This window comes from Arthrobacter sp. StoSoilB19, from assembly GCF_019977275.1.
In the GTDB taxonomy this organism is placed as follows: domain Bacteria; phylum Actinomycetota; class Actinomycetes; order Actinomycetales; family Micrococcaceae; genus Arthrobacter.
This window is the reverse complement of sequence record NZ_AP024650.1, coordinates 3,925,668-3,946,697: the sequence shown is the minus strand read 5'-3', so window position 1 is coordinate 3,946,697 and position 21,030 is coordinate 3,925,668. Positions and strand designations below refer to the sequence as shown.

The 21,030-nt window shown below is 68.3% G+C and carries 20 protein-coding genes; 13 read left to right on the top strand and 7 right to left on the bottom strand.

Annotation, left to right across the window (positions count from 1 at the left end):
* Positions 1-3: 3 nt before the first annotated feature.
* From LDO86_RS18260 to LDO86_RS18240, 5 genes are all read left to right on the top strand, one after another.
* Positions 4-1,374: an FMN-binding glutamate synthase family protein gene (locus LDO86_RS18260; RefSeq protein WP_018770056.1), complete on the top strand. Its 1,371-nt coding sequence runs from the start codon at positions 4-6 to the stop codon at positions 1,372-1,374.
* Positions 1,374-2,534 carry an FAD-dependent oxidoreductase gene (locus tag LDO86_RS18255; RefSeq protein WP_018770057.1) on the top strand — a complete coding sequence of 387 codons (1,161 nt, stop codon included), beginning with the start codon at positions 1,374-1,376 and terminating at the stop codon, positions 2,532-2,534. Before LDO86_RS18260 ends, LDO86_RS18255 begins: the two co-directional genes overlap by 1 nt.
* A 10-nt stretch (positions 2,535-2,544) precedes the next feature.
* Complete coding sequence (locus tag LDO86_RS18250; RefSeq protein ID WP_224084141.1) at positions 2,545-3,831, top strand: allantoate amidohydrolase; 1,287 nt, start codon at positions 2,545-2,547, stop codon at positions 3,829-3,831.
* Between the two features lie 38 nt (positions 3,832-3,869).
* Complete coding sequence (locus tag LDO86_RS18245) at positions 3,870-4,493, top strand: XRE family transcriptional regulator (RefSeq protein WP_224084140.1); 624 nt, start codon at positions 3,870-3,872, stop codon at positions 4,491-4,493.
* A 246-nt stretch (positions 4,494-4,739) separates the two neighbouring features.
* Positions 4,740-6,032 (top strand): ammonium transporter, encoded by a 1,293-nt coding sequence (locus LDO86_RS18240; RefSeq protein ID WP_018770060.1) that lies wholly within the window; start codon positions 4,740-4,742, stop codon positions 6,030-6,032.
* Positions 6,033-6,182: 150 nt separating this feature from the next.
* Here the strand turns inward: LDO86_RS18240 and LDO86_RS18235 are convergent, their stop codons facing one another.
* Positions 6,183-7,229 (bottom strand): family 43 glycosylhydrolase, encoded by a 1,047-nt coding sequence (locus LDO86_RS18235; protein ID WP_224084139.1) that lies wholly within the window; start codon positions 7,227-7,229, stop codon positions 6,183-6,185.
* 124 nt (positions 7,230-7,353) lie between these two features.
* Positions 7,354-10,854 carry a DEAD/DEAH box helicase gene (locus LDO86_RS18230; RefSeq protein WP_134165055.1) on the bottom strand — a complete coding sequence of 1,167 codons (3,501 nt, stop codon included), beginning with the start codon at positions 10,852-10,854 and terminating at the stop codon, positions 7,354-7,356.
* A gap of 213 nt (positions 10,855-11,067) precedes the next feature.
* Here LDO86_RS18230 and LDO86_RS18225 point away from each other — a divergent pair, with 213 nt between their 5' ends.
* The 4 genes from LDO86_RS18225 (at position 11,068) to LDO86_RS18210 (ending at position 13,938) form a co-directional block, all read left to right on the top strand.
* A complete protein-coding gene (locus tag LDO86_RS18225) occupies positions 11,068-11,649 on the top strand; it encodes a hypothetical protein (protein ID WP_224084138.1) in 582 nt (193 codons plus the stop codon).
* Positions 11,650-11,736: 87 nt separating this feature from the next.
* Positions 11,737-12,432, top strand: a complete 696-nt coding sequence (locus tag LDO86_RS18220; RefSeq protein ID WP_224084137.1) for a protein tyrosine phosphatase — start codon at positions 11,737-11,739, stop codon at positions 12,430-12,432.
* 182 nt (positions 12,433-12,614) lie between these two features.
* Positions 12,615-13,193 carry a sigma-70 family RNA polymerase sigma factor gene (locus tag LDO86_RS18215; RefSeq protein ID WP_224084136.1) on the top strand — a complete coding sequence of 193 codons (579 nt, stop codon included), beginning with the start codon at positions 12,615-12,617 and terminating at the stop codon, positions 13,191-13,193.
* Positions 13,186-13,938, top strand: coding sequence for a hypothetical protein (locus LDO86_RS18210; RefSeq protein ID WP_224084135.1), 753 nt, complete (start codon positions 13,186-13,188; stop codon positions 13,936-13,938). Before LDO86_RS18215 ends, LDO86_RS18210 begins: the two co-directional genes overlap by 8 nt.
* A gap of 23 nt (positions 13,939-13,961) precedes the next feature.
* Here LDO86_RS18210 and LDO86_RS18205 read toward each other — a convergent pair whose 3' ends face one another.
* Complete coding sequence (locus LDO86_RS18205) at positions 13,962-14,519, bottom strand: hypothetical protein (protein WP_224084134.1); 558 nt, start codon at positions 14,517-14,519, stop codon at positions 13,962-13,964.
* 233 nt (positions 14,520-14,752) lie between these two features.
* Here LDO86_RS18205 and LDO86_RS18200 point away from each other — a divergent pair, with 233 nt between their 5' ends.
* Together LDO86_RS18200 and LDO86_RS18195 are read left to right on the top strand one after the other, a co-directional pair.
* Positions 14,753-15,253 (top strand): sigma-70 family RNA polymerase sigma factor, encoded by a 501-nt coding sequence (locus LDO86_RS18200; RefSeq protein WP_056391805.1) that lies wholly within the window; start codon positions 14,753-14,755, stop codon positions 15,251-15,253.
* Entirely contained in the window at positions 15,250-15,903 is a 654-nt protein-coding gene (locus LDO86_RS18195; RefSeq protein ID WP_018770069.1) for a zf-HC2 domain-containing protein, read from the top strand. Before LDO86_RS18200 ends, LDO86_RS18195 begins: the two co-directional genes overlap by 4 nt.
* Here the strand turns inward: LDO86_RS18195 and LDO86_RS18190 are convergent.
* Both LDO86_RS18190 and LDO86_RS18185 read right to left on the bottom strand, forming a co-directional pair.
* A complete protein-coding gene (locus LDO86_RS18190) occupies positions 15,900-16,379 on the bottom strand; it encodes an SRPBCC family protein (RefSeq protein WP_134165060.1) in 480 nt (159 codons plus the stop codon). The two genes, LDO86_RS18195 and LDO86_RS18190, sit on opposite strands and share 4 nt — an antisense overlap.
* Positions 16,380-16,408: 29 nt before the next feature.
* Positions 16,409-17,227 carry a DUF1206 domain-containing protein gene (locus LDO86_RS18185; RefSeq protein ID WP_043425048.1) on the bottom strand — a complete coding sequence of 273 codons (819 nt, stop codon included), beginning with the start codon at positions 17,225-17,227 and terminating at the stop codon, positions 16,409-16,411.
* Between the two features lie 286 nt (positions 17,228-17,513).
* On the opposite strand from LDO86_RS18185, the gene LDO86_RS18180 reads away from it, so the two are divergent.
* Entirely contained in the window at positions 17,514-19,088 is a 1,575-nt protein-coding gene (locus LDO86_RS18180; protein ID WP_018770072.1) for a hypothetical protein, read from the top strand.
* A 5-nt stretch (positions 19,089-19,093) separates the two neighbouring features.
* Positions 19,094-19,540, top strand: coding sequence for a hypothetical protein (locus LDO86_RS18175; protein WP_018770073.1), 447 nt, complete (start codon positions 19,094-19,096; stop codon positions 19,538-19,540).
* A 17-nt stretch (positions 19,541-19,557) separates the two neighbouring features.
* Here LDO86_RS18175 and trmB read toward each other — a convergent pair whose 3' ends face one another.
* Both trmB and LDO86_RS18165 read right to left on the bottom strand, forming a co-directional pair.
* Positions 19,558-20,481, bottom strand: a complete 924-nt coding sequence (trmB, locus tag LDO86_RS18170; RefSeq protein ID WP_018770074.1) for a tRNA (guanosine(46)-N7)-methyltransferase TrmB — start codon at positions 20,479-20,481, stop codon at positions 19,558-19,560.
* A gap of 44 nt (positions 20,482-20,525) precedes the next feature.
* The gene (locus LDO86_RS18165; protein WP_224084133.1) at positions 20,526-20,708 is read right to left on the bottom strand and encodes a hypothetical protein; all 183 of its coding nucleotides are present in this window, start codon (positions 20,706-20,708) and stop codon (positions 20,526-20,528) included.
* Between the last annotated feature and the right edge of the window lie 322 nt (positions 20,709-21,030).

Genomic DNA, 21,030 nt, shown 5'->3' with positions numbered 1-21,030 from the left:
CCCATGACCATCACCTCCGTTCCTGCCGCGGGCGCAGCACCTATCCAGGACATTTCTGAACTGGGCCTCCGCGAGTCCGCCACCTTTGACCGCGCCACCATCGCCGACATCCAGCGCGCGGCCGCCACCGGCGTGTACGACATCCGCGGCTGGGGCGCCAAGCGCAAGGTCCCGCACTTTGACGACCTGCTGTTCCTCGGCGCCTCCATGTCCCGCTACCCGCTGGAGGGCTACCGCGAAAAGTGCGATACCGACGTCGTCCTCGGTGACCGGTACGCCAGCCGCCCGCTGCACCTGCAGACCCCGGTGACCATCGCCGGCATGAGCTTTGGCGCCCTCTCCGCCAACGCCAAGGAAGCGCTGGGGCGCGGCGCATCCGAGGTGGGAACCTCCACAACCACGGGCGACGGCGGCATGACGCCCGAGGAGCGCGGCCAGTCCAGGCACCTGGTGTACCAGTACCTGCCGTCCCGGTACGGCATGAACCCTGACGACCTCCGCAAGGCGGACGCCATCGAGATCGTGCTCGGCCAGGGCGCCAAGCCCGGCGGCGGGGGCATGCTCCTGGGCCAGAAAATCACCGAACGCGTCGCCGGGATGCGCACCCTGCCGGTGGGCATCGACCAGCGCTCCGCCAGCCGCCACCCGGACTGGACCGGCCCGGACGACCTGGAAATCAAGATCGGCGAGCTGCGTGAAATCACCGACTGGAAAACCCCCATCTACGTCAAGATCGGCGCCTCCCGGCCGTACTACGACACCGCCCTGGCAGTGAAGTCCGGCGCGGATGTGGTGGTGGTGGACGGGATGCAGGGCGGGACCGCCGCCACGCAGCAGGTGTTCATCGAGAACGTGGGCATCCCCACCCTGGCCGCCATCCCGCAGGCCGTCCAGGCCCTCCAGGAACTCGGCGTCCACCGCAAGGTCCAGCTCATCGTCTCCGGCGGAATCCGGACGGGGGCCGACGTCGCCAAGGCCATGGCCCTGGGTGCCGACGCCGTGGCCATCGGCACCGCGGCGCTGATCGCGCTGGGCGACAACGATCCCCGCTACGCTGCCGAATACTCCGCGCTGGGTTCCGCCGCCGGCTTCTACGACGACTTCCAGGACGGCCGCGACCCCGCCGGCATCACCACCCAGGACCCCGAATTGTCCTCCCGGCTCGACCCAGTGGTTGCCGGCAAGCGCCTGGCCAACTACCTGCGCGTCCTGACCATGGAGGCCCAGACCATCGCCCGGGCCTGCGGAAAGTCGCACCTGCACAACCTGGAACCGGAGGACCTGGTGGCACTGACCATCGAGGCGGCCGCCATGGCCCGGGTGCCGCTGGCCGGGACCAGCTGGATCCCGGGGGCAGGCCAAGGGGGCTTCTGATGACCGAGGCTTCCGACTATGTGGTTGTGGGTGCCGGCCTGGCCGGCGCCGCCACCGCCTGGCAACTGGCATCCCGCGGCCACCAGGTCACCCTGCTGGAACGCGACATCCCCGCCGCGCACGACGGCAGTTCCCACGGATCCGCCCGGATCTTCCGCTACGCCTACCCGGACCCGTTCTACACGCAGGCGGTGCTGGACTCGAAAGTCCTGTGGGACAGGCTCGCCCTGGATGCCGGCACGGAGCTGATCACACCTTTCGGGGCGGTGGACCACGGGTCCAGGCGGCAACCGGACCTGCTCGCCAAGGTGCTCGCCGACGTCGGAATTGACCACGAACTCCTCTCCGCCGCGGACGCCCGGAAGCGGTGGCCGCAGATCGCCTTCGACACGGAGGTCCTCTGGCACCCCGCTGCCGGCGTGATCGACGCCGAAACCGCGGTCAACGCCATGGTGTCCCTCGCCGTCAGGAAGGGGGCGCGGCTACTGACGGGCTGGCACCTGGAGAGCATTGAGCGGGACGGCACCGGCTACCGCCTCTTCTCCTCCACCGGGGAAACGTTCGACGCGGGCCACGTGGTGGTCAGCGCGGGCGGCTGGCTGCCGGAGCTGCTGGGCTCCCTGTCACTTCCGGCGGGCTTCCTGGCCGCGCTCCCGGCGATCACCGTCCGGCAGGAGCAGGCGTTCCACTTCCGGTACAGGGACCACGACGGCGGCGCAGCCCCGGGTGCGGGCCCCTGGCCGACGTTCATCCACAAGGCGGCGGACATCCAGGCCTACGGTCTGCCCGGGGGCCGGGACGCCGGGTTCGCGGGCCAGAAAGTCGCCGAATACAACGGCGGCAGGCTCATTCCTTCCGCGGCAGGCCAGACGGGCCGGGTGGACCCGGCCAACCGCGCACGGGTGGTGGACTACGTGCGCCGCTGCCTGCCCGGCCTGGACCCGGAACCGTACGCCGAAACCACCTGCCTGTTCACCAACACTCCAAACGAGGACTTCCTCATCGACCGCGTGGACAACCTCACCGTCGTCTCGCCGTGCTCCGGGCACGGGGCAAAGTTCGCACCCCTGATCGGCCGGTGGGCAGCGGACCTGGCCACCGGCAGCGGGAATGTTCCGGACCGGTTCCGGAGCGCCTCTTCCACAGCATTCACCACCTAGAACGGACACCGTGAGCATTTCCCAGACAGCACCGGCGTCGGAGGCCCTGCCCTCCGCCGCAGCCAGCGCATCCACTGTTACCGGCCTCCTGCAGGACATCTCCACCGTCGGCAGGGATGCCTCCCGCGGCGGCTACTCCCGCCCGGTATTCTCCACCGCCGAGACGGACCTCCGCAGTTGGTTCATTGAGCAGGCGGCCCGGCGCGGGCTGGACGTGCACACGGATGCCAACGGGATTATCTGGGCCTGGTGGGACACAGCAACGGGAGTGCGGAAAGACGCCGTCGCCACCGGAAGCCACCTCGATTCCGTCCCCGGCGGCGGGGCGTACGACGGCCCGCTGGGGGTCGCCTCGGCGCTGGTCGCCGTCGACCTCCTCAAGGCCCGGAACTTGCGGCCCCGGCGGCCGCTGGCGATCGCCGTCTTCCCGGAAGAGGAGGGGTCACGGTTCGGCGTGGCCTGCCTGGGCTCACGGCTCCTCACCGGGGAACTGGACGCCAACAAGGCGCGCAACCTCAAAGACCCGGACGGCAACACGTATGCGGATGTCGCCGCGGCAAACGGCCAGGACCCGCGGCTGATCGGAGCCGACTACAAGACCCTGCAGCAGCTGGGGATGTTCGTGGAGCTGCACGTCGAGCAGGGGCGGGGGCTGATCGACCTCAACCAGCCGGTGGCCATCGGCTCGTCGATCCTGGGCCACGGCCGCTGGAAGCTGAGCATCACGGGGGAGGGGAACCACGCCGGCACCACGCTGATGAAGGACCGCCGGGACCCGATGATCGCCGCGGCCAAGGTGATGGTTTCCATCCGGGACACTGCCCGCAAATACCGTGACGCCCGTGCCACCGTGGGCCGGCTGCAGCCTGTTCCCGGCGGCACCAACGCCATCGCCTCCCGCGTGGACCTGTGGATCGACGTCCGGCACCCGGAGGACTCGGTCACCGCGGCCCTGGTGGAGGCCATCGGGCTCAACGCCCAGGTCCTTGCCGCCGAGGAAAACTGCACGGCGAGCCTGGGCACGGAGTCCCTGAGCCCCACAGTGCATTTCGACGGCGGGCTGCGGGACCGGCTGCGGGAACTGCTGCCGTCCGCGCCGGTGCTGGACACCGGCGCCGGCCACGACGCCGGCGTGCTGGCCGCGCACCTGCCCACCGCCATGCTGTTCGTCCGGAATCCCACGGGCGTCTCGCATTCACCGGACGAACTGGTGGAGGACTGGGACGCCGAAGCCGGCGCGCTCGCCCTGGCGGACTCACTCTCCGGCCTGCTGGGTGAGGCACGGGCGATCGGCTAGCGCCGCCGTCGTCCGTCCACCCGCCTAAGATGGCTGACATGACCGAACAGGCCGGGGACCGCGCAGAAGACCAGCACGCCGGCGACGGATCTGCCGAGGTAGCCGGGCGCCTGGAACAGGTCATCGCGGCGCAGGTGCGGCACTACCGCACGGCCGCAGGCCTGTCGTCCGCTGAGCTTGCCGCCCGCACCGGCCTGTCCAAAGCCATGATCTCGCGGGTGGAAACAGCCACCACATCCTGCTCGCTCACCACTTTGCAGCGGCTGGCGGACGGGCTGAAGGTTCCCGTGACCGCGCTGTTCCGCGGCGCGGACACGGACCGGGCCGCCACCTTTACCAAGAGCGGCCAGGGGAGCCTCACCGTCCGCAGCGGAACCCAGCATGGCCACGAATACCGTGTCCTGGGCACGCTGAAAGGGCGCACCGACGCCATCGAACCCACGCTGGTCACCCTCACCGACGCCTCCGACGTGTTTCCCCTCTTCCAGCACCCGGGCACCGAGTTCATCTACATGCTCTCCGGCAGGATGGTGTACGGCCACGGCTCCTACGGATACGCCATGGAAGCGGGCGACTCGCTGCTGCTGGACGGCGAAGGCCCCCACGGACCGCTGGAGCTGCTGGACCTGCCCATCCAGTTCCTGGCGATTTCCGCCAAATAGCTTCCTGTTGCCGGCTGTTTCTGCAGCAACTCCTGCGTGCGGCGGGACGCCTGAAACTCGGTGGCGGATGACCGAAACGATCATTTAACACGCCGGAAACCCACCCAGAAACAGCCGCCATACAGTTGGAACCAGACGGCAACAGCCGCCCCTCCGCTGAACGTGGTCTCTCCATCCGCGTCCCTCCACGGAGCGGCTCTGACGGCAACTTACCGTTCTCTCTTCGCATCTTGAAAGGGGTTTCCCATGGATTCGGGAAATGTCGCTTGGATTTTGGCCAGCTCGGCGCTGGTTTGCATGATGATCCCCGCCCTGGCCCTGTTTTACGGGGGCATGGTGGGGTCGCGGCGCATCCTCAACATGATGATGATGTGCTTTGGCGGCGCCAGCCTGGTGGCCGTGCTCTGGGCATTGTTCGGGTACTCGATGGCGTTCGGCAACTCGGTTGGGGGGCTGGGGCTGATCGGTGACGTCACCGAGTTCCCCGGCATGGGGCAGATGCTGGCAAAGGATGACGCAGCGTCCATCCCGGTCATCCTGTTCGCCGCATTCCAGCTGTTCTTCGCCTGCGTCACCACGGCACTGGTTGCCGGCGCGGCGGCCGGGCGCATGAAGTTCGGCGCCTGGATGCTGTTCGCAGGCATCTGGGCCACCGTGGTCTACTTCCCCATCGCGCACTGGGTGTTCGCATTCGACTCGGCGGACGGCAGCACGGCTGGCGGCTGGATCGCCAACGGCATCAAGGCCATCGACTTCGCAGGCGGCACCGCGGTCCACATGAACGCCGGTGCGGCCGCCCTGGCCCTGGCCCTGGTCCTCGGCAAGAGCTCCGGCTGGCCCAAGGTGGAACACGCCAAGCCGCACAGCCGGCCGCTGGTCCTGGTGGGCGCAGGCTTGCTGTGGGTGGGCTGGTTCGGCTTCAACGCCGGTTCCGCCCTCTCCGCCGGCCAGTCGGCGTCGGTGGTCTTCCTCAACACCGCTGTGGCCGCATCCGCCGGCCTGCTCGCCTGGGCCCTGGTGGAGCGCGTCCGCCACGGTGCCGCCACCAGCATGGGCGCCGCCTCCGGCCTGATCTCCGCTCTCGTGGCCATCACCCCCGCCTGTGGTGCCGTCAGCCCGTTGGGCGCCGTGGCCATCGGCGCCATCGCCGGGGCTGTCTGCTCCCTGGCCATCGAGCTGAAGTTCCGGCTCGGCTTCGACGATTCCCTCGACGTCGTCGGCGTCCACCTGGTGGGCGGCATCCTGGGCACCCTGCTCATCGGCCTCTTCGCCACCGACGCAGCACCCAACGCCGTCAGCGGCCTGTTCTACGGCGGCGGGGTTGAACTGCTGGGCGTCCAGGCCCTTGCCACCGTCACGGTCCTGGTCTACTCCTTCGGCATCACCTGGGTCCTGGCAAAGATCCTGGACAAGACCATCGGCCTGCGCATCAAGCCCGAGGACGAACTGCGCGGCATCGACCTCGCAGCCCACTCCGAGCTGGCGTACCTGACGGACGAGGACCCGGTGGAACTGGGCTCGCCGCAGCGCGTCTCGTAAAAGCTGCCGGGCGCCCGCCTGCTGGGGGCGGCGCCCGGTGCAGTGTTCACGCGGAGTGTCCCACGCGCCCCAGCGCACGAGTCAGGGCCAAACCTTGGACCGGTGCCGGCAGCCGCCGGCTTATAGTTCCGGGGTTTGGCCCTTCTGTGTTCAGTGTTCCGTGCAGACCAGGATGCCGTCGCGCACCTCAAGCACCGCGGCCCGTATGTGGCTCAGCCGGGTGCGCGGGTCCGGCGTCATGGTGCCGATGTCCTCGCCGTTCCAGTGCGGGTGCGTGAAGTAGACCAGCAGTGCCCGCTCCGCGCCGCCGTCGCCAGAGTCCCCACCCTCAAGCGAGACCACGTCCGCGTGGCGTCCGACGACGGCCCGCCCGTCCACCGATTCCGGCGCCGTGAGGATCAGCCCGTCCAGGTGCTCCTGCCGGGTCCAGTTTCCGGTAGCGTCGCGGGAGCGGTAGACGCCCTGGCCTCGCCATTCGTCCACGATCATCCAGTACCAGCCGCCCAGCCGGAAGACCTTGGGCCCTTCGTGCGGCCGGCCAGGGATCGCGACGCCCTCGCGGACCCAGGATGCTGGATCCGCCGGGGTCTCCGTCACGGCGCTGTAAGTATTTGAGCCTCGGGTTTCGTCCTTGTACCAGAGCCGGTACCGGCCGTCCCCGCACCGTGCCACGGCGGCGTCGATGACCCGCGGTGAGGCCAGGTCCACGGCGCCCAGGTACTCCCAGTGCTCCAAGTCGCGGCTGGCGAGCTGGACGATTCCGGCCGTCCCGGTCCAGTCGGTGCGCCTGCCGCCGAGGACCGAGAGGTACATGATCCACCGGTCGCCGATGCGTACGACGTCGGGCGCCCAGAGGGTTGCCGGAAGGTCCGTTCCGGGCGGGATAAGTCCCCCGGCGGTGCCTTCGTAGCGCCAGGTGGCGCCGCCGTCGGACGACCTTGCGACGCCGATCCCGGTGCCGTGCACCCATTCAACCCCCGTCAGCCCCGGAGCGGTGGCGCGGCGCTGCGTGTAGAAGAGGACCCACTCGTCCCGCAGGTGGTCCGCCACCAGGACGGGATCTGTGGGGCCGTCCCACACCGGGTCCCGGTACGGGTTGGCAAAGGCGTCAGGACGCAGGTGGGGGAGGGTCGGCGGTGCAGTCATGTGCTGGGACACAATTTCTCCAACGTTGTAGTTTGCGTTGGGCACCAGCATAGGCTGCGATTGTCGACGCGGAAACGCACTTGCGCTGCGCGGATTCGCTGGCGCTACCAAGATGTGGGCCGCGACAGTGAAGATGCGCGTCGAAAACCAGAATGCGCGTCGATAACGACGGGCCCTAGTCCTTGAACAGGCCCGCCAGGTCCTCGGCCGTGATGGCCCCGCCGGCCAGGGCATCGCCCTCCATGACGTCGGCAAACAGCTGCGACTTCCGGGTCTTCAGCGCCATGACCTTCTCCTCGATAGTGTCCTTGGCCACCAGCCGGTACACCATCACGTTCCGGGCCTGGCCGATCCGGTGCGTCCGGTCAACAGCCTGCGCCTCGGACGCCGGGTTCCACCACGGATCGAGCAGGAACACGTAGTCGGCCTCCGTGAGGTTGAGCCCAAAACCGCCGGCCTTCAGCGAAATCAGGAACACCGGCGCGCTGCCGTTCTTGAACTCACTGACCACGTCGGCGCGGTTCCGCGTGCTGCCGTCGAGGTAGCAGTACTCGATGTCCTCCTCGTCCAGGCGCTCCCGGACCTTGCCCAGGAACCCGGTGAACTGGCTGAAGATCAGCGCGCGGTGCCCCTCGGCCACGAGGTCCTCGAGCTGTTCGAACAACACATCCAGCTTGCTGGACCGCACCGCTGACAACGCCGGGTCCACCAGCGACACGTCCAGGCTCAACTGCCGCAGCAGGGTCAGCGACTGGAAGATGGTGAACCGGTTCTTGTTGACGTCCTCGATCAGTCCCAGGATCTTCTGCCGCTCGCGCTGCAGGTGCGTCTGGTACACCTTCTGGTGCCGCGGGTTCAGCACCACTTCAAGGATCTGTTCCTGCTTGGGCGGCAGGTCCTTGATCACCTGGTCCTTGGTTCGGCGCATCATCAGCGGGCGGACCCGGCGGCGGAGTTTTTCCAGCTGCCCCTTGTCGCCGTTCTTTTCCACCGGCTTCTGGTAGTACTCCGCGAAGCGCTTGGGGCTGGAGAACAGGCCGGGGGCCACGATGGAGGTCAGCGCCCAGAATTCCATGAGGTTGTTCTCCAGCGGAGTGCCCGTGATGGCGAGCTTGAACGCGGCCGGCAGCTTCCGTGCACACTGGTACGCCTTGGACTGGTGGTTCTTGACGAACTGCGCCTCATCCAGCACCAGCCCGTTCCAGGTGCGGGAGGCGTAGGCCTCGTAATCGATGCGGAACAAGGCATAGGAGGTGATGACGATGTCGGCACCGTCAAGGGCCTCCGCCACCTCCTGGCCGCTCTTGGCAAAGGTCTCGCCGACCGTCCGAACGGTCAGCCCCGGCGCAAACCGGGCCGCTTCGAGGGCCCAGTTGCCCACCACGCTGGTGGGCGCCACCACCAGGAAAGGCGCGACGGCGGCGGGCCGGCTTTCAGCGGCAGCGGCAGCACCGGCGTTGGTATTCCCGTCGTCGGTGTTCCCGCCGTCGGTATTCCCAAGGGACGAAGCAGCCGCGGCGGCCAGCTCCTTGGCGGCGCACATCAAGGCCAGGGCCTGCACGGTCTTGCCCAGGCCCATGTCGTCAGCCAGGATGCCGCCCAACCCGTGCTTGTACAGGAAGCTGAGCCAGTTGTAGCCCTCCAGCTGGTACGGCCGCAGCTCCGCGTTCAAGGTGGGGGGCAGCGGCAGCCCGTCCGTGCCGCCCTCCAAGAGACCGCCCACGGCGGACCGCCAGGCCGCGGCCTGTTCGTCCACGATTCCCAACTGTGCCAGTTCATCCCAGAGCCCCGCCTGGAACCGGCTGATCTGCAGCGGCGCATCCTTGTTGTCCTGCAGCGCCCTGGCTTCCTCGATCAGGGCCCGCAGCTGGTGCAGTTCCGGGAGGTCAAGGGAGAAGTAGGCGCCGCTGGGCAGCAGCATCTTGGTCTGTCCCGCGGCCAGGGCGGAGAACACGGCGGCGAAGGAAACAGGCTGGCCTTCCAGGGAAATCTGGATGCCCAGGTCGAACCAGTCGCGCTGCTCAGTTGCCTTGGTGGAGATGGACACCACCGGGGCTTCTTCAGCCTCGCGGTAGTCGGCGATGTCGCCCACCGTCTCCACGTCAACGTCCGGCGCCTCCCGCAGCCGCGGCAGCACTTCCTCGGTGAAGGCCAGCGTGTCCAGGCCCGTCAGTTCGGCCGACGCGGCCAGCCGGGGAGTGCCCCAGCCGCCCGTGGCGGACTCGCCCAGCGCGGGCACCACGTCCCACGGACGGCCAATGCCCTCAAGGATGCGGGACTCCGCCGTGTCATCGCGGTAGCCCGCATCGCCGGGGTGCCGCCACAGAGGTTGCGCGGTGACCAGCTTGCCGGTCTTGTAGTGCCACTCCCAGTGCAGCCGCACCCGGTGGTCCGCCCCGTAATTGGCCAGCAGCGACAGGGTGGGGACGGCCAGTTCGGGCAGTTCCACCGACTCGTCGCGGGCCGTCACCCGGGCCGCCTGCTTGAGCTTTGGATAAAAGCCCGTGAGGAAGCGTGACTCGTCCCTGGCAGGTATGTGCAGGGTGCTTGCGGTCGTGACGAACGCCAGCAGTTCCTCGCTGAGCCCGTTCTCCAGCGGCGCCAGGGTGATGGTTCCGTCGGGGTCGGGGACGCCGGGCAGCGCGGCCTCGCCGGATGTGAAGAACAGCCCGTGCGCCGGCCGTCCGATGGTGCCCACCGACGCCGGATCAACCTCAGCGCCCTCCACGGTGATGGTGGGTGACAGCTCCAGCCCGCCGTCGGAGGTCCCGGCGGTGGTGCCGGCCTCAGCGGCGTCCGCCACCGGAGTGCCGTACCGGCTCAGGGAAAGCCCGACGGCGGCAGGGGCCTCGGCCAGCCGGACCGGCCCGGTGCCGCGCGAGTGGACGAGGGCGAGCCCGATCTTCCCGGCCTCGGACAGCAGGCTCCACAGGTTCTTCCCCGAGTAGGAGTTCAGGCTCAGCCACAGTCCCGCGGAGTTGTGCATCCGGCTGGCGGTAGAGGAGTGGCCGGCGAGGAACTCCTGCAGCCATTCCACGTGCGCCTGGTTGGATTCGCGCCGGAAGTTCAGGTAGTTCAGGGTGTTCCAGGAAACGTCGCCGCGGATCCACTTGCCCTTGGCCCCCATGATGACGGGCCGCGCCTTGAGCTGCCGCACCCCGCGCACCGGGTCCCGGCGCCCCGTGTAGGAGAAGTGCGGCGGCGGTTCCTCGATCTCGAACTGCAGGGCCAGGGGAACGCCGCTGGTGGAAGGGGCTGAACCGGGCTGGGAAATCAGCGGGCTGAGGGCCTGTTCCCAGTCGGACAGGACCGCCGAGGGTGCGCGGGATACCTGCGTGGAGGTGGACGGCGCCAGCAGCTGCACCCGGATGGACGGGTTGTCCTCAGCCGCGAACAGCAAGGCCGCCACGTGCTTGCAGTCCTTGCGGACCGGGCAGCTGCACACTCCCACGGTGCAGCTCCAGCCGCCCGCCTTCCGGACCAGCTTGGCCGTGGTGGAATAAGGGACCTCCGCACCGCCCCGGACCTTTCCCAGCATGAGGCCGGTGCCGCCGTCGAACGATATTCCCGAGACCCTGCTCGCCATGGCATAGGCCAGCCCGGCCGCCAGCGAGCGGTCGTTGATGGCGGGTGTCTGTATTGCCAGTTCCGCACTTTCGTCCGGTTGGGATGGCATGTACGCGCTACTTTCGGCAGGTCACGGCGGGGCCGGGTCCGGTGGGTGGTTATCTGATCCATCTTAGTTCGCCCGGCGGCACGCCCATGCCGGGCGCCTTCCCGGCCGGCCCCGAAAACTTCGCTTGACGTTCATTTGTCCGCCGATCCTGCCGTGGCCTGGCCGCCGTAGCGTGAAGGCGTCCGGCGTACCACCACCCCAGCAAGGAGTGCCATGACCACCAGCCAGCAGCCCGTCGTCCTGACCAGCAGCAGCATCGAAGGCAGGGACGAGGAGGTGGTGGAGGCCAACGTGGCCATCATCGATGCAATGCACAACGCCCTGCTGGCCACGGAGGACATGTCTCCCGTGGCCGTCCGCAGCTATTTTGTGGACTTCTACCTTTGCCAGGCCCTGGAGGGCGGGTTCGCGCAATACGCCGTCATGGCGGCCGCACGGTCCGCCATGGACACGCTGGTCCGGGAGGGGATGGCCGGAATGGGCGCCGGCGCGCACCTGGACCTGTTCAACCGCGCCGTGGACGCCTACGACGCACTGACCGCCGAAACAGCTGCCGCCTACCTGGACGGCATTGATGGCATCGGTGCCGTGCCCGACGGCGTCTTCCGGATGGAGGAGCTCGACGGCGAGTTTGAAGAGCTGCTGGAACGCGAAAACATCACTGCCCTCAATGCCCGCTGGCTGCGCGGCCAGGCGGACCTTCTGGTGCTGGACGATGAGGAAGTGGGCCCGTATATCCAGCGCCTCGCGGCAACCCTGGTTCCCAGGGAGAAAGAAAATTCGAGGCGCCCGTAACCTTTCCGCAACCGGAGGCGATGTAGTCCGTGATGGGTCCGCCCGGCGGACCCGATCCGATGTGTTGTCTAGGTTTGGAGAAGTTAGATGTCTGTGTTCACCGTTCTCGCCACCAGCAAAGTCGCCGCCGGAGTCCTGGCTGCAGGAACCCTGGCAGTGGGAGGAACCGGCGCCGCCGCCGTCTCGGGCGTCCTTCCCACCCAGGCCCAGCAGACTGCCCACGAGCTCTTCGGCGCACCTGCCCCCAAGCTTGCAGCCGAAGCAGCGGCTGACGCCCAGGCCACCCCGGCGCCCACGGCGACCGAAGCTGTGACCGGTGCCCTGAAGACCACCGACGCCGATGCTTCCGCCACGGCTTCCGGTTCGGCTGCGGCCTCCGACGATAAGGTCACCGCCGGTGCGACTGCTTCCGCGGCAGCCAACACCGCCGTTGACGCCGCCGGCCCGGCGGCCCTGGGCCTGTGCACCGCCTACACCCACGGTGGCGTGGACGCTTCCTCCAAGGCGTTCTCCTCGCTGTCCATCGCAGCCCAGGGTGAGGCGAACATCGAGGGCTACTGCACCGACGTCGTGGCCAAGGCCGATGCCGCTGCCAAGGCTGCGGCCGAGGCCAAGGGCTCCGCTGCCGTCGAGGCTGAGAAGCCTGAGCTTCCGTCCGCTCCCGCCGTTCCGGCAGTTCCTGCCGTCCCGGGTGCCGACGGCGCAACCGCTGTTCCTGCCGTTCCTGCCGTTCCCGCCGTGGGCGGCGACACCGTGCACGCTCCGTCGGTTTCCACCCGCTAAGGCACCTTGGCTAGTCTGGACTGCGGCCGCCGCTCCGGCTGCGGCCGCAGTCCAGGCAGCCGGCCGGGCGCGCACGCCTTTGGAAGTGCACCCCCGCCAGGCCTGCAAAGAGGCAGCTGGAAGGCCACGGAGACTGGCAGTCCGTACCGGAAACCGGGACAGGGCGCGGGCCGGATCCCGGGATGGAGGAGCCGCTGGTGCTAGACACTTTGGTCCAGGAAGAGATCGACATATTCGACAACGCGGCCGGAACCGATCCGGCCGTGTTGTTCGCGGCTGCCTATCGAACCTTCGCGGGGCCGGTGCACGGCTACCTCAAGGCCCGCGGCCTGGATGATCCCGAAGCTGTCACCCAGGACGTCTTCCTGGCCTTTTATCCCAAAATCGGCAGCCTCACCGGCGGTCTGGCGGGCGCCAAGTCCCTGCTCTTTTCCATCGCGCATGCCCGCATGGTGGACCACTACCGCCGGCTGGAGCGCAGGCCGCAGCTGACACCGTACGATCCCCAGCAGGACGGCCGCACCTCGCCGTCCGCGGAGGACCAGGCCGTGGAACTGACCGCCGGGGCCGCGGCGATGCTGGAAGGCCTCAGCGCGGAACACCAGGAAGTGCTGGCCCTGCGCGTCGTGGCGGACCTGTCCATCGACCAGGTGGCCGACATCATGGGCAAGAGCGCCGGAGCCATCAAACAGCTCCAGCGCCGTGCCCTGCAGAACCTCAAGGCCCAAACGCTCAAGAGAAACCAGGCGAACCATGAGTGACACCGCAGGATCCCGCAACGACGGGACCGTTGACCAGCTCCTGCTGGAGGCCGGCGTGGACGACGACGGCCAGCTCCGTGATGCCCTGGTCAACCTGCGCGCCCTCGGGGCAGGCGTCCCTGAGCCCTCCGCCGAAATCGCGGCCCTGATGGCGGGAACTTCCGCTGCCGGCCCCGCCCCCACCACGGTGCTCTCCGCCGCCGAACCTGCGGCACCGTCCACGCGTCCGGCCGGCCGCCCGGCCGATGAACTCGCCGCGCGCCGCAAGGCCAAGCGCCGGGTCACGCTCACCACCTTGTCTGTTGCCGCTTCGCTCGCGGCAGGTGGTGCCGTTGCCGCTGCTTCGGACCAGGGGTTCCGGGAATCCTTCACCCAGCTGAACCACGCCGTCACGTCATTCGTGACAGGGTCCAGTGCGGCACCCACCGGCCACGACATGCCGCAGGTGCCCGCGCCACAGCCTGCGGCGCCCGCCCCGCAGGCAACCAGCGGCCCGGACGCCGTCCCGGCGGCACCGGCCCCGGCTTCGGCACCTGCCGGTGCGGCGCCGTCGGGTGTTCCGGCACACGGAAACACGCCGAGCCATGGGGCTGCCACGCAGCAGCCCGCGGCTACCGAGCCGTCACTGCCCGCCACCGTTACGGAGGATGTCAGGAAGGGCCTGGAACCAAGCTCCAAGCTGCCCGTTCCCGTGCCCACGGAAGTCCCCCTCCCGGGCAAGGTCCCGGACGTTCCCCTGAAGTAGGCCGGACCGGTGGGCCTGCAGGCCTAGTAGCCCTGGCCGGCTGCCTTGATCATCGCGCCCGACGGGTCCGACAGGTACCAGACGCCGCCCACGCCCTGGCCCAGGATGTCGCCCGGCTTGGTGTCCTTTGCGAAGTAATAGAGTGGCATGCCGTTCAGTGTCACCTGCTTCTTCCCGTCAGGGGTGCTGATGGTGCCCAGCTTGCCGGTCACGCCTTCGCCCGCGGGGGAGCCCGAGGTGGTGGTCAGCGGCGGCCACTGGACCAGGCAGGAGCCGGTGCAGGCGCTGGTGCCGGAGTCCTTGGTGTCCTTGGTGAAGAAGTAGAGGCTCATTCCCTTCGCATCCACCACAATGCTGCCTGCGGATGAGGATGCCGTTTTGAGGTCGACGGCGGCGCCCGCCTGGGTCGATGACGCGGAGGCTGAGGCGGTGCCGGACGAAGAAACCGTGGCGGACGCGGTGCTGGAGGCACCCGTGGCCGGGCTGGTGGCCGACGGAGTGGTCCCGGTGCTGCTGCCGCAGCCGGTGAGGGCTGCCGCCAGGGCCAGGATGGCAAGGCCTGGCCCGACATGGTGCTTCATGATGTGCTCCTTGGCTGGTGTTTCCTGCTGATGCTGGTGCAGGCGCCCGGAGCTGAATTGCCGGACGCTAACCCCTACGACGCTTCCAGGTAAAGAATGGTTCACAGGCGCGCTCCGGAGCCGCCCGGTTGAACCTTTTCCTGCTGCCCAACGTGGTAACAGCCGGGAGCGCAGGATGCCGTGGCGTTCCACGCTGTGCAGTGATGTGAACGGGCAGGGACGGGGGAAGCGGGATGCCACTTGACGACAAGGTGGTGGAAGCCATCTACCGTGAACACGGCAGCGCCCTGCGCCGGTTCGTGCTCAGCGCCGTCCGGGATCCGCAGCTCGCGGAGGACGTGGTGCAGGAAACCGTGCTGCGCGTCTGGCAGCATGCGCCGGACATCAACGGCAGCTTCCGCAGTTATCTGTACCGCACGGCCAGGAACATCATGATCGACAATTACCGCCGGAGCCAGCGCCGGCCGAACGAGGCGCTGGAGAGCAGCCTTACCGACCCCGCCGCAGTGATGGGCCGCGTTGACGAGATGCTCAACCGGGTCCTGATGGAGGAAGCGCTGCTGCGGCTGAGCAAGGAACACCGGGACGTCCTGGTGGCCCTGCACTACCGCAGGTTCACGGTCAACGAGGCGGCCGTCCAGCTCAACATCCCCAGCGGAACGGTCAAATCCCGCGCCTTCTACGCGCTTCGGGCACTGCGCACCATCCTGGACGAGATGGGGGTGGAGCGGTGAACACCGACCTCCACCACCTGCTGGGTGCCTACGTGCTGGGCGGCCTGGATCCCGACGACCTCGCACTCTTCGAGGCGCACCTCCAGGACTGCGGCGCCTGCCGCAGGGAACTGGCGGTGCTGGAGAAGGTGCCCATGCTCCTTGACTCCGTTCCGGTCCCCGACGCCGTGGCCCTGACCGCCGTCCCCGGCGGCAGCGGGGGTGCCGGCGCCACCCCTGCCCGCCTGCTCGACGAACTGGCCAGCCGGCGTCGGACATTACGACGGCGGTGGGCGGCGCTGGCAGGTGCCCTTGCCGCCGCGTGCCTGGCCGTGGGACTGGCGGTGGGTCCCCTGCTCGCCAGGCCGCCGCATCCGGACGCCACCTACTCGGTGGCATCCGGGGGAGGGCTGCAGGTCAACATCGACATGGCCCGGAAGACGTGGGGAACCGAGCTTGCGGTGAGCGGCAGCAGCCTCCCGGCGGAAGGGACCCTTTCACTGTGGGTGCGCGACCGCGCCGGCGGGGAGGACCGTGCCTGCGCCTGGACGGCCACCCCGAGCGGGAAGGTCAAGGTCACCGGGGCAACCCCCATCCAGCTGGGCAGCATCTCAAGCGTGGAACTGCGCGACGGCGCCCAGCACGCGGTGGCGGTCATTACCGTTCCCTAGGGTGTGAGTCCCCTGAACTCCGCGACCAGTGACTCGTCCTCGCAGGCGCGGGCGAAGGCCTCGATCCGCCGTTCGATCTCGTAGCCCAGCAGCCGGCTGCCGATCCGTTCCATGAGGGGCCGGAGCGCAGCCGGCCGGCACGAAAAGGTGTATTTCCAGACCGCCCGGGTGCCGCCGTCGTCCGCCGTGAAACGCCAGCCGCCGCCGAAGTTGGTGAAGAACCAGGGGCCGGAGACCATGGTCATGCCCACGTTGCGGGGCGGCGCATAGGAGACATACTGGCTCACCATCGCCAGGCCAAGCCGGGACCTGGTGCGGGTGCGGACGCCTTTTCCTGGCGCCCGGGCGCCGTCAAGGAAGCCCTGGGCGGAGATGAAAGGGTCCCACTTGAGCCGGAAGTCCCCGGTGGTTTGGGAGAGGGCGAAGGCAGTCTCTGGATCGATGCGGATCAAGCGTTCGGCACGTACCTGGGGCATGCCTCTACCTAACCATGCTGATTGACGGCTTACTTGGTCATTTTGGCCAGCCGCGCGCGCATGATCATGTATGCGCCGTAGCAGACCAGTCCGGCTCCCACCGCGGCCAGCAGGTAGGGGCCCAGCGGCTGGTCGCGGAGGGCCCGCAGCCCGCCGTCCAGGCCGGTGGAATCCTCAGGGTGCTCCTTGAGCGTGGCGATGGCGATAAGCAGTCCGGCCAGCAGCAGCACGGTTCCCTTGGCCAGGTAGCCCGCCACCCCCAGGGCCGTCACCGCTGTCCTGGCCGGGCCGGGGGAAGGCATCCGCAACTGCTTCTCAAACGATTTCTTTGGTCCCCGGATGCCGTACGCCACACCCGTGACTGCCACCGCCACGCCGATCAGGACGAGCAGCGCCACCCCGCCAGGGGCCTGCATCATGGAAATGGTGAAGTCGCTGGCGGCCTTCCGGTTGTCATCGCCCGTCCCCGTGCCCATGGCGAAGTGCCACAGGGTCAGGGCCAGGACGGCGTACACGATCGCCTGCAGGGCGGCCTTGGCCTTGTTCTTGATCTTCTTCCTGGTGGGCTGGTGGTTGAAGTCGAAGATGGCGTCGCCGGTCTGCCAGAGGGACAGTGCGGCGCAGGCGGCGAAGCTTCCCCACAGCAGGAACGGCCCCACGGGCATGGTGGCAAGTTCGGCAACGGCGCCGCTGAAATCGGCGTGGCCCGTGCCGCCCATGGCCAGGCGGATGGCGATGGCACCCACCAGCAGGTGCAGGATGCCGCTGGCTGCGAATCCGGACCGTGCCAGGATCTCGAGGACGCGCGAATTGGTGACGTCCTCTGCCGTGTCGACGGCCTGTTTCAGTTCTTCTTTGATCGTCGTTCCCTTTGGACAGGCGCGTTGTGCGCCGCTGTGCGTGCCCTTCTTACACGGGTAATCGTGCCATGCCGGCCGGGCCCGGAACAGCCGGCCTGGAACCGCTGGCCTCGAGCAGCCGGGCCGGCACGGCTCCACAGGAGACCGGCCACCCGATGCCCGGTTGCACAGGCAGCCGCGGGCGATGGGGAGGGATCCCCATCGCCGGGCCCCGGCAGCCTGTGCAACCATAAGGACCAGCGATTGACACGTACCGCACTTTCCCGGGGGAACCATGACTTTTTACGGCGCAGACACCAGCCAGTTGCGGGCGCTGGCCAAGGCGGCAGACCAGGCAGCGTCGCTGCTGAGCAGCCGGGCAGGGTCACTGCACAGCCAGATCCAGTCCGCGCCGTGGAGGGGCCGGGACGGGGACCGCTTCCGCCAGGAGTGGAGTGCCAGCCACCGGCCCGGCCTGGACAAGGTGGTGGCCAGCCTGCGGGAGAACTCGAAAATCCTGATGAAGCATGCCGACGAGCAGGAAAAGGCGTCGGCCGCCGGCGGGTCCGGCACCAGCGCTTGGGACCGGCTGACGTCGCTGGCCGCGCAGGCCAGGGAATGGCTCAGGGAAAAGGCCGAGGCAGCCAGGGCGGCGGCGGAACACCGCCGGGAGCTCGAGTCGGGGCTGGACCGGATGCTTAACGCCAGCCCGGAAGAGCAGGCGAAGTGGTGGGCCGCCCTCTCCGACGCGGACCGGAAATACCTGATTGAGGGCGAAGGCAGCGACGGCCCTTTCGCCGAGGACCTGATGCGCATGGATGGCGGCATTCCCGCCGCCGCCCAGCAGCTGGCCAAGCAGCACCTGCAGGAGCTGGCAAAGGCGGACATTCCGGTTTACTCGGAGACCGGGAAGGCCTCCATCGAGGCCCGGGTGGCCTGGGTCCATGGCGGTGCCGAGGTGGGGACCGAAGTGGTGGAGAACGCCGATGGTTCCGCCACGATGAAGGTTTACGGAAACATGGGCCTGGGCGTCAACGACACCACCGGTACGGCGGGGGCAACACTGACCGGGGAGGTCTCCCGCGAGTACACGTTCGCCAGCGTTGAGGAAGCGATGGCGGCGCGCCAACAGATGTACCGCGACCTCCCGCCGGACAGCATCGGCGAGATCAAGGACGTGGCGGGCAACCCGCCCGGATACATCCTGGACACCATCAATGATGCGGCGAAGGACAACGGCTCCACAGGGCAGACGGACAAGGCCAAGGGCACGTTTTCGCTGGCTGCCGAGGGTGAGGCCGGCACCGCGTCCGGCGGGGCAAAGCTTGACCTTGCGTACGAGCGGAACCTCACGGACGGTACCTCCACAGCCAGCGGCGAGGTCTCGGCGCAGGGCAAGCTCAACCTGGACGGCAGGGTCTTCGAGGCCTCCGGCAAGGGCGGGCTGCAGGTCACCATGGACAAGGGCAACAACATCGAGTCAGTCTCCGTATCCATGGACGGCACCGTGGCCCAGGGGGTGACCTCCGGCGTGAAATCCGAGGCCGCCAAGTTCGATTCCACCGTGACTGCCGGAACGCAGGGGACGGTGAAGATTGATGTGGACTACTCACCGGAGAACCGGCCCGTCATTGACAGCTACCTTCGCAACGTCGCCCTGGGGAATGAGGCGGGCGCCGCCCGCGACGCCGCCCGCCTGTACGAGGCCGGCTCCGCCACCATCCAGGTGAACTCCGTGCTGACGGCCACCAACGAGGCAGGGTTCGACGTCAAGGTGGGTGAGGTGGAGGTCAAGACCGAGAACCAGTCCACCACCAACGTGTCCACATACTACAAAGTCCCCAATGACACCAAGCTCGAGAGGCTCTGAAACCAATGTCAGTGCACATCGAATCCCCGCTGGGCTTCACCGCAGACTTTCCCGAGCACACCCAGGTCCTGGATGATTCCACGGCCGGGCCCAACAGCGAGCAGTACGGCCTGCTGGGCGGCGTCCTGGTCACGGTGATCAAGGACGATACCTCGGTGCAGGATGCACCGCAGGCCACCGGCTGGGCGCACCTGATGTCAGGGTTCTACCTTGAGGAACGCGGCGGCACCCTCCTGGCGGAGGGCGGGCTGAACCTGCCCGGCAAGGCCGCCTATGCGGTGGTTGTGGGATATGACGACGACGGCGGGCCGGCCAAGGTGGCGGCCACTGTGGGCGTGTGGGAAAGCGGGCGGTTCATTGGCGTGGTGGTCATCTGGCCCTACCTGAACCCGGAGGCCGAACCCCGGCTGGACATGCTCAAGGAGATCGTGGCCTCGATCAGCGTGGCCTGACCGCCGCCCGGCACCCCTCAGCGGCGGCGGTAGCAGAGGTCGAAGATCAGGCGGCCTGCCTCGTGGGCCTTCGACTCGAAGCTGGTCCGGATCCTGCCCTCGAAGCGGGGAGCCCAGCCGCCCGTTTCATCCACGCCTTCGTTGGGACCGGTGTGCTCCGTGCTCACCGGTGCGCGTCCCTCGCGGACGGGGGCGCCGCCCACCACCGATTCGACGCCGGACTGCCACACCTGGGTGAGCGGGCTTTCGGGTCCGCGGCGCTCTCCGGTGTGCAGGTTCTCGAAGTCCGCTGAGCCTGCCATGACGTCCCGGACGTGGACGGCATAGTTGGACCAGTCGGTGGCGATCCGGAACAGGCCGCCGGGCTTCAGCGCCCGGGCCGCCAGCTTGGCGAACTCCGGCTGGATGAGCCGGCGTTTGTGATGCCGCGACTTATGCCAGGGATCGGGGAAAAAGACCCACAGTTCGCTGACCGAGCCTTCGGGCAGCATGGTTGCCAGCACCTCCGGGGCATTTGCCTCCACCACCCGGACGTTGTCCAGGCCGCGGCTGTTGATCTTGATGATCGTGTTGGCCAAGCCCGGGGTGTAGACCTCGACGGCCAGGAAGTTGGTGTCCGGGTTCTGTTCGGCCGCATGGCAGATGGCGTCGCCAAGGCCGGAGCCGATTTCGACGATAAGCGGGGCCTCCCGGCCGAACTCTGCGGCGGCGTCGAAGGTGTAGTCGGGGTGGACCGAGGTGTTGGCCACGTGACGTGGAACGTTGACGGCCCAGCGCTCGGCGTGCTCTGCCCAGGCAGCCTGCCGCCGGCCCTGCAGCCTGGTGCCGCGGCGCACGAAGCTGACAGGCCGGCCGCCGTAGGTGCCAAAGGAGGCCTGGGTCCCGGGCGTAACGGGCCTGGGGACATGCGGCTGCTGGGGGTTTTCAGGGGATTCGCTCATCCCTTCCAGAATAGCGCCGCGGGGGCAGCGGAAGATCAGGGCGGTCAGAACAGGCCAATAGCGTCGAGTGCCGGGCCCAAGGCCAGGGCGAAGACCAGGCCGCAGATGCAGAGGGAAACTGCCGCGGCAGACCAGTTGCCCGATCCCCGCGGGGACCCCTTCAGGGCGGGCAGTGCCAGCCGCAGCGCCAGTACGGCGAAGAGGAGAGGCAGGCTGAACAGCACCATGGGGGTTACACACGGCCTTGGGGACGGCCCTTCGTCCGGGTAGGTCATCAACATGGCGAACATGGACAGCGGCCCGGTGAGGAACATGCTCGCTGGGGCAAGAATCGCCAGGACCAGGCTGTTCGTTCCCTTGTTGCCTGGCCCTGCATTTCCTGTTCCTCCGTTGCCTGTTCCTCCGTTGCCTGGCCCTCCATTGCCGTGCACGCCCGGGGGCAGGGGAGGGTGGGGGTCCTGTGATGGCGTCGTTTCCATGATGCTCCCTCAAGTTGGTGCGGCTTGTTGGTCCAGCCATTTGCCGGCCTGCGGCTGCTTACAACCTATG

What these genes read in the sequence shown, in the direction of transcription:
- LDO86_RS18260 (WP_018770056.1), top strand. Translation starts at nt 4, where the DNA reads ATGACCATCACCTCCGTTCCTGCCGCGGGCGCAGCACCTATCCAGGAC.
- LDO86_RS18255 (WP_018770057.1), top strand. Translation starts at nt 1,374, where the DNA reads ATGACCGAGGCTTCCGACTATGTGGTTGTGGGTGCCGGCCTGGCCGGC.
- LDO86_RS18245 (WP_224084140.1), top strand. Translation starts at nt 3,870, where the DNA reads ATGACCGAACAGGCCGGGGACCGCGCAGAAGACCAGCACGCCGGCGAC.
- LDO86_RS18240 (WP_018770060.1), top strand. Translation starts at nt 4,740, where the DNA reads ATGGATTCGGGAAATGTCGCTTGGATTTTGGCCAGCTCGGCGCTGGTT.
- LDO86_RS18235 (WP_224084139.1), bottom strand. Translation starts at nt 7,229, where the DNA reads ATGCTGGTGCCCAACGCAAACTACAACGTTGGAGAAATTGTGTCCCAG.
- LDO86_RS18230 (WP_134165055.1), bottom strand. Translation starts at nt 10,854, where the DNA reads ATGCCATCCCAACCGGACGAAAGTGCGGAACTGGCAATACAGACACCC.
- LDO86_RS18225 (WP_224084138.1), top strand. Translation starts at nt 11,068, where the DNA reads ATGACCACCAGCCAGCAGCCCGTCGTCCTGACCAGCAGCAGCATCGAA.
- LDO86_RS18220 (WP_224084137.1), top strand. Translation starts at nt 11,737, where the DNA reads ATGTCTGTGTTCACCGTTCTCGCCACCAGCAAAGTCGCCGCCGGAGTC.
- LDO86_RS18215 (WP_224084136.1), top strand. Translation starts at nt 12,615, where the DNA reads ATGGAGGAGCCGCTGGTGCTAGACACTTTGGTCCAGGAAGAGATCGAC.
- LDO86_RS18210 (WP_224084135.1), top strand. Translation starts at nt 13,186, where the DNA reads ATGAGTGACACCGCAGGATCCCGCAACGACGGGACCGTTGACCAGCTC.
- LDO86_RS18205 (WP_224084134.1), bottom strand. Translation starts at nt 14,519, where the DNA reads ATGAAGCACCATGTCGGGCCAGGCCTTGCCATCCTGGCCCTGGCGGCA.
- LDO86_RS18200 (WP_056391805.1), top strand. Translation starts at nt 14,753, where the DNA reads ATGCCACTTGACGACAAGGTGGTGGAAGCCATCTACCGTGAACACGGC.
- LDO86_RS18190 (WP_134165060.1), bottom strand. Translation starts at nt 16,379, where the DNA reads ATGCCCCAGGTACGTGCCGAACGCTTGATCCGCATCGATCCAGAGACT.
- LDO86_RS18180 (WP_018770072.1), top strand. Translation starts at nt 17,514, where the DNA reads ATGACTTTTTACGGCGCAGACACCAGCCAGTTGCGGGCGCTGGCCAAG.
- LDO86_RS18175 (WP_018770073.1), top strand. Translation starts at nt 19,094, where the DNA reads ATGTCAGTGCACATCGAATCCCCGCTGGGCTTCACCGCAGACTTTCCC.
- trmB (WP_018770074.1), bottom strand. Translation starts at nt 20,481, where the DNA reads ATGAGCGAATCCCCTGAAAACCCCCAGCAGCCGCATGTCCCCAGGCCC.
- LDO86_RS18165 (WP_224084133.1), bottom strand. Translation starts at nt 20,708, where the DNA reads ATGGTGCTGTTCAGCCTGCCTCTCCTCTTCGCCGTACTGGCGCTGCGG.